The 6,162-nt window shown below is 71.0% G+C and carries 5 protein-coding genes; 3 read left to right on the top strand and 2 right to left on the bottom strand.

Annotated features, from left to right (window positions below; translation table 11 throughout):
* Window positions 1-107 precede the first annotated feature (107 nt).
* On the bottom strand, window positions 108-365 hold the full coding sequence (locus tag AB0I53_RS13655) for a cell division protein SepF (RefSeq protein ID WP_358601335.1): 258 nt from the start codon (window positions 363-365) through the stop codon (window positions 108-110).
* A 195-nt stretch (window positions 366-560) separates the two neighbouring features.
* Here AB0I53_RS13655 and AB0I53_RS13650 point away from each other — a divergent pair, with 195 nt between their 5' ends.
* Both AB0I53_RS13650 and AB0I53_RS13645 read left to right on the top strand, forming a co-directional pair.
* The gene (locus AB0I53_RS13650; protein ID WP_358601332.1) at window positions 561-1,976 is read left to right on the top strand and encodes a DHA2 family efflux MFS transporter permease subunit; all 1,416 of its coding nucleotides are present in this window, start codon (window positions 561-563) and stop codon (window positions 1,974-1,976) included.
* Between the two features lie 22 nt (window positions 1,977-1,998).
* Window positions 1,999-2,823, top strand: a complete 825-nt coding sequence (locus AB0I53_RS13645; protein ID WP_358601329.1) for an SDR family NAD(P)-dependent oxidoreductase — start codon at window positions 1,999-2,001, stop codon at window positions 2,821-2,823.
* Window positions 2,824-2,856: 33 nt separating this feature from the next.
* Here the strand turns inward: AB0I53_RS13645 and AB0I53_RS13640 are convergent, their stop codons facing one another.
* The gene (locus AB0I53_RS13640) at window positions 2,857-3,159 is read right to left on the bottom strand and encodes a hypothetical protein (protein WP_358601326.1); all 303 of its coding nucleotides are present in this window, start codon (window positions 3,157-3,159) and stop codon (window positions 2,857-2,859) included.
* A gap of 215 nt (window positions 3,160-3,374) precedes the next feature.
* Between AB0I53_RS13640 and AB0I53_RS13635 the strand changes: the two genes are divergently transcribed.
* Entirely contained in the window at window positions 3,375-6,134 is a 2,760-nt protein-coding gene (locus tag AB0I53_RS13635; RefSeq protein ID WP_358601323.1) for an AAA family ATPase, read from the top strand.
* The last annotated feature ends 28 nt before the right edge of the window (window positions 6,135-6,162 follow it).

The raw sequence follows: 6,162 nt of genomic DNA, 5'->3' as shown, positions 1-6,162 counted from the left end.
CCCACCGGCCGCTGCCCGGGTCCCCCCAGCCTGAGCCCTGGGCCCGTGAGTGCTTTGGGGTGTCATAACGCCCCAAAGCACTCACGGGTCTTCCGGCTCCGGCCACGTCAGGACGGGGCTTTCGCCGGTTCCTGTTGACCTTCCTCTGGCGACACTCCCGGGGGCGTCAGCAGGAAGACCCTTGGCGCGACCCGGTCCATGGCGCCGCCGCGCCCGATGACCATGCCCGCGGCGAAGTCGACGAGCCGCACCGCTTCCGCCTTCGGCAGGCTCGTCAGGTCCATCACCACCGGCACTCCTTGGCGGAAGTAATCACCGACGTCGTATGCGTCGCTGTAGGTCTGCGGGTGCAGCGTCTTGACCACTTGACCAGTCTCGTCGGCCGGGCGGCAAAGTCAACTGGAAGCCGGATGAGCCGCGCGCCACCTTTCCGCCGCGCGGGCACCCGCGGTGCTGGGCGCCCCGCCATCGCGGCCGGCCACCCCGTGCTGCACATGTACTCATGTGATCGCTAAATTGAACTCATTAGTTCAATGTTAGATACAACCTGGGAAACGGACATGGCTGCTCGCTCAGAACCACTGGATTCCGCGCTCCGCAAGTTGCTGGTCACCATGACCCTCGGCGCGTTCCTCGCCCTGCTGGACACGACCATGACCGGCGTCGGAATCGAGACGCTGGTCCGCCAGTTCGGTTCGACGCTGGCCGCGATCCAGTGGGTGACCACCGCCTACCTGCTCGCCGTCTCGGTCACCGCGCCGCTGTCCGGTTGGGCGATCGACCGGTTCGGCGCCCGGCGCACGTGGCTCACCGGCCTGTCGGTCTTCGTGCTCGGATCGGTGGCCTCCTGCCTGGCCTGGGACGCGCCGAGCCTGATCGCGACGCGGCTGCTGACCGGCCTCGGCGGCGGCCTGCTCGAACCGGTCATGCTCGCCACGCTCGCCCGCGCGGCCGGTCAGGAGCGCGTCGGCCGGGTGCTCGGCCTCGCCGCGGCCCCGATGACGATGGGCCCGGTGGTCGGCCCGGTTCTTGGCGGCCTGCTGCTGCAGGCGCTGCCCTGGCAGTGGATATTCCTGGTCAAGGTGCCGGTCGGGGTACTCGCGATCGTCCTCGCCGTGCGCCTGATGCCGACCGACGACCCGATCACCGGCGGAGCGGCCAAACGCCTGGACGTCCTCGGCGTGGTCCTGCTGCCGCCCGGCTTCGCCGCGCTGATGTACTCGCTGGCGAACGCCGTCGAAGGCTTCACCGGCCCGGTGCTGATCGCCGGCGCCCTCGGGGCCTTGCTCTTCGCCGGCTACGCCGTCCACGCGCTGACCACCCGGCACGAGCCGCTGATCGACCTGCGGCTGTTCCGCAGCAGCGGCTTCGCCGCGAGCGTGTCCGTGCTGTTCCTGATCGGCGCGATCATGTTCGGGACGACGTTCCTGCTCCCGTTGCACTTCCAGCAGGTCGGCGGGCACGGCGTGATGGCGGCGGGCCTGCTGCTCGCCCCGTTCGGGCTCGGCGCCATCGTCGCGCAACCGATGGCCGGGAGGCTTTCCGACCGGACCGGCGCCCGCGTGCCTGCCACCGTCGGCGGCCTGCTCCTCGTCCCCGGATTCTTGCCCTACGCACTGGGAATCCACGGCGTCGTCGCCACGCTCGGGCTGGTCGTCGTCGGGTTCGGGCTCGGTGGCGTCGCGTCCGCCACCATGGGTTCGGTTTACCGGACCGTGCCGCCCGCCTCGGCCTCACGCGCGACCGGGGCGCTGTTCATCGTGCACCAGATCGGCGGTGCCCTCGGGATCACGCTGCTCACTCTGGTCCTGCAGGGCGCGATGACCTCCGCACCGCCGGATGCGGCGTTCCGCACGACCTTCTGGTGGCTGGCGGGCGCCGGCCTCGCCATCTCCGTCGCCGCCAGGATCCTGCCCGGCCGTCCGGCACCGGCCGCCCCGACCACCGAAACCACGCCCGTCGCCGAACACGCGTGACGCACATCCAATGGAGACGATCTTGACCAAGACATTCGTGATCACGGGTGGCACGGACGGGATCGGTGCCGCCGTGGCCCGCGCGCTGTTCTCCCGCGGCGACCACGCCGTGGTGATAGGCACCGATCCGCGCAAGGGCACCCGCCTGCTCCGCGAGGCCGCCGATTCGCCAGGAACCGCATCCTTCGCGCCGGCGGATCTCAGCCTGGCATCCGAGAACCGGCGGATGATCCGCGAGTTGACCGAAGCGCACCCGAGGATCGACGGGCTCGTCCTGTGCGCGCGCTTCTTCCAGACGCACCGGAAGGTGACGCCCGAAGGGTTCGAGCACAACTTCGCGCTCTTCTACCTGAGCCGGTTCCTGTTGAGCCACGGAATGGTCGACGCGCTGGAAAAGGGCGACACCCCGGTCATCATCAACGTCGCCGGGCCCGGTCAGGACATCCCGATCAACTGGGCCGACCTGCAGAGCGAGAACTACGACGGCGTGCGGGCGATGTTCACGACGGGCCGCTACCACGACCTGCTCGGCGTCGACTTCGCCGGGCGTCACGGCACCGGGCCAGTGCGGTACGTGCTGTTCAACCCGGGACCGACGTCGACGAGCTTCGCCGGCGAATTCGACGCACCGACGGGCCGGTTCGTCGAACAGCAGAAGGCCTCGGCGAAACCGGCCACCGAAGTGGTGCCACCGATCGTCGGGATCCTCGACGCCCCGCCCGCTGAACCGCTCAGCGCGTTCGGTGGGCACACCAGGATCGGCGTCCAGAACGACCTGTTCTCCCCCACAGCGGCAGCCCGTCTGGCCACCATCACGGAGCAACTGCTCAAGCCCCGCGCGACCTGATCTCGGTAGGCGAGGCGTTAACGACTGACGAGATCACCCCGGTACCCCCGTCGTCCCGGAAATGGCAGGGTTGCTGGTGCTTCCGCTATTGCCCGAGCTGCTGGTGCTGCTGGTGCTGCTCTCGGTCTCGCCGTCGGCGTTGTTCCCCTTGCTCTTCTTGTTCTTGTTGTTCTTGTCCTTGTTGTCCGCGTGGAAGTGCCCCGCTGCCGAGGCCGACTGCTGCGCCGCCACGACGCTCGACGCGCCGCTCGCGGCAGCCGTTCCGGCGTCGGCAACTCCCAGTGCGAGAGGTGCTGCCAACGCGAAACTTGCCAACGCCCTTACCGCTGTGCGCATGGAGATTTCCCCCGGTTCCGTTACTTTAGTCCCTTGCCGGTTCTTCTCCGCCGTGGTTGCCGGCTTCGAATTCCCCTGCCACCACCGAGTTTTCTCCGTCCGCGCACCGATTGCGCCAGTGGAACACCCGGGGCCGCTCCCTGGCCGCGCCTTCGTTTTTCCGCGGGGGCGCGGCGGAGTTGCGAATCGAGGGGTCGCCGCCACTACCATCGGGCATGGCTATTTCCGGCCGTGCCGGGGCCGGGCTGCGTGGTCGCAACCGCGAGTGCGAGTTATTGGATCGCCTGTTGGCGAGAGTCCGGGCGGGGCAGAGTTCCGCGTTGGTGCTTCGCGGCGAGCCCGGCACCGGCAAGACGGCGTTGCTGGACTACGTGCGCGAGCGCGCGTCGGGCTGTCGCCTCGCCCACGTCGTGGGCGTGGAGTCCGAAATGGAGCTCGCCTTCGCCGGTCTGCACCAGTTGTGCGCGCCGATGCTCGACCGTCTGGAGCGGCTTCCGGAGCCGCAGCGGGACGCGCTGCGCGTCGCCTTCGGCCTGCACGAAGGCGGCGCTCCCGACCGCTTCCTGGTGGGCCTGGCCGTCTTGACGCTGCTTTCGGAAGCCGCCGCGGAGCGCCCGCTCGTCTGCCTCATCGACGATGCGCAGTGGCTCGACCGGGCCTCGGTGCAGGCGATGTCGTTCGCGGCGCGTCGCCTGCTGGCCGAGCCGGTCGCGGTGGTGTTCGCCGTGCGCGAGCCCAACGACGACCACGACCTCGCCGACCTTCCGGAGCTCTCCGTCAACGGCCTCGGTTCCGCCGACGCCGCCCAGCTGCTGGCTTCGGTGATCCACGGGCGGCTCGACGAGCAGGTGCGAGACCGGATCATCGCGGAAACCCGCGGAAACCCGCTGGCGCTGCTGGAGTTGCCGCGCGTGTTCACCCCGGCCGAGCTCGCCGGCGGGTTCGGGCTGCCCAATCCCGGGCCCGTTTCCGGCTGCCTCGAACGGTGCTTCACCCGCCGGATCCAGGCGGTGCCCAGCGATACCCAGCGGTTGCTGCAGACCGCCGCGGCGGATCCGTCGGGCGACGCCGGCCTGCTGTGGCGGGCGGTCGCGCGGCTCCGGATCGCGGCCGATGCGGCCGGCCCCGCCGAGGCCGCCGGGTTGATCGAGATCGGTGGCCAGGTGCGGTTCCGGCATCCGCTGGTGCGCTCCGTGGTCTACCGGACGGCGTCGCCGGACGAGCGCCGGCAGGTGCACCGCGCGCTGGGCGAGGCGACCGATCCGGAGGCGGATCCCGATCGGCGCGCGTGGCATCGCGCCCGCGCGGCCCACGGACCGGACGAGGTGGTGGCCGACGAGCTGGAACGCTCGGCCGACCGGGCGCACTGCCGCGGCGGCATCGCGGCGGCGGCCGCGTTCCTGGCGAAAGCGACCGAACTGACGCCCGATCCGGCACGCCGGGGTGCGCGCGCACTTGCGGCCGCGCAGCAGAAGCTGGATGCCGGCGCTCCCGACGCTTCGCTGGGGCTGCTGGCCATCGCGGAAGCAGCACCGCTCGACGAGCTCCAGCACGCCCGCGCCGACCTGTTGCGCGCCGAGATCGCGCTCGCCGTGAACCGGGGCCGCGACGCTCCGCCGCTGCTGCTGCGAGCGGCCGAACGCCTCGAACCGCTCGACGTCGCGCTGGCGCGCGAAACATATCTCGAAGCACTCGAAGCGGCGGTCTTCACGGGCCGGGTCGGCAACGGCGACGAAGCGCCGCGGGCGACCGAAGCCGCCCAGCACGCACCACAACGCCCGGTGGACCTCCTGTTGGACGGGCTGGCGGCGCGGTTCACCGAGGGCTTCGCCTCCGGCGTTCCGACGCTGCAGCGCGCGGTGCAGGCGTTTCTCCGCAGCGAGGCGGCCGGAACCGACGACGCGCGCTGGATCGGGCTGGCCTGCCGCGTCGCAACCGACTTGGGCGACGACGAGGCGTGGCGCGAGCTCGCTGCCCGCGGCCTCCGGCGAGCTCGCGACACTGGCGCGCTCACCACGCTCGCCACCGCGCTCAGCTATCGCGCCGGGGAGCACGTGCACGCCGGCGAGCTCGACGTGGCGTCTGAAATGCTCGACGAGGCCGATGCGATCGCCCAGGCCTCCGGCAACGCGCCCCACCGGTACGCCGCGATGACGCTCGCCGCGACCCGCGGCCGCGAGGGCCAGGCGCTGGATCTGATCGAGACCAGCGCGCGGGATGCGGACGCCAGAGGCGAGGGGCGGGCGATCACGATGGCCGACTACGCGACCGCGGTGTTGTGCAACGGCCTCGGCGACTACGAGACGGCGGTCGCCGCCGCCGAGCGTGCCTGCCGGAGCGACCAGCTGAGCGTGTACTGGTGGGCGCTGGGTGAACTGGTCGAGGCTGGCGTGCGAAGCGGCCAGCGCGAGGTCGCCGAGGACGCCCTCCGGCGGCTCTACGAGCGAACGAGCGCTTGCGGCACGGATTGGGCTTCCGGGATCGAGGCCCGCTCGCGGGCGCTGTTGAGCACGGGTGAGAAGGCCGAGACGCTCTACCGGGAGGCCGTTGAGCGGCTGTCCCGCAGCCGTGCCGCCGTGCACCTCGCGAGAGCTCACCTCCTGCACGGCGAATGGCTGCGCCGGGAGAACCGGCGTCTTGAAGCGCGTGAACAGCTCCGCACCGCGCACGAGATGTTCGGCCGCATCGGAACCGAGGCGTTCGCCGAACGCACCCGCCGGGAACTCCTCGCCACCGGCGAGACCGTGCACCGGGCCACGCCGCAGATGCTCGTCGTGCTCACCTCACAGGAGGCGCAGATCGCCCGGCTGGCGCGCGATGGTCACACCAACCCGGAGATCGGCGCCCAACTGTTCCTCAGCCCGCGCACCGTGGAATGGCATCTGCGCAAGGTGTTCACCAAGCTCGCCATCGGTTCGCGCCGAGAACTCCGCCGGGTCCTGCCCGGCGCCGCGCTGGCGAATTCGCGCACCTAGCGGACACCGGCCCGGGCCCGCCTGCGGC

Origin of the sequence: Saccharopolyspora sp. NPDC050389 (genome assembly GCF_040655595.1) — a bacterium.
Taxonomy (GTDB): Bacteria; Actinomycetota; Actinomycetes; order Mycobacteriales; family Pseudonocardiaceae; genus Saccharopolyspora.
This window is presented reverse-complemented; position numbering and strand designations above follow the sequence as displayed.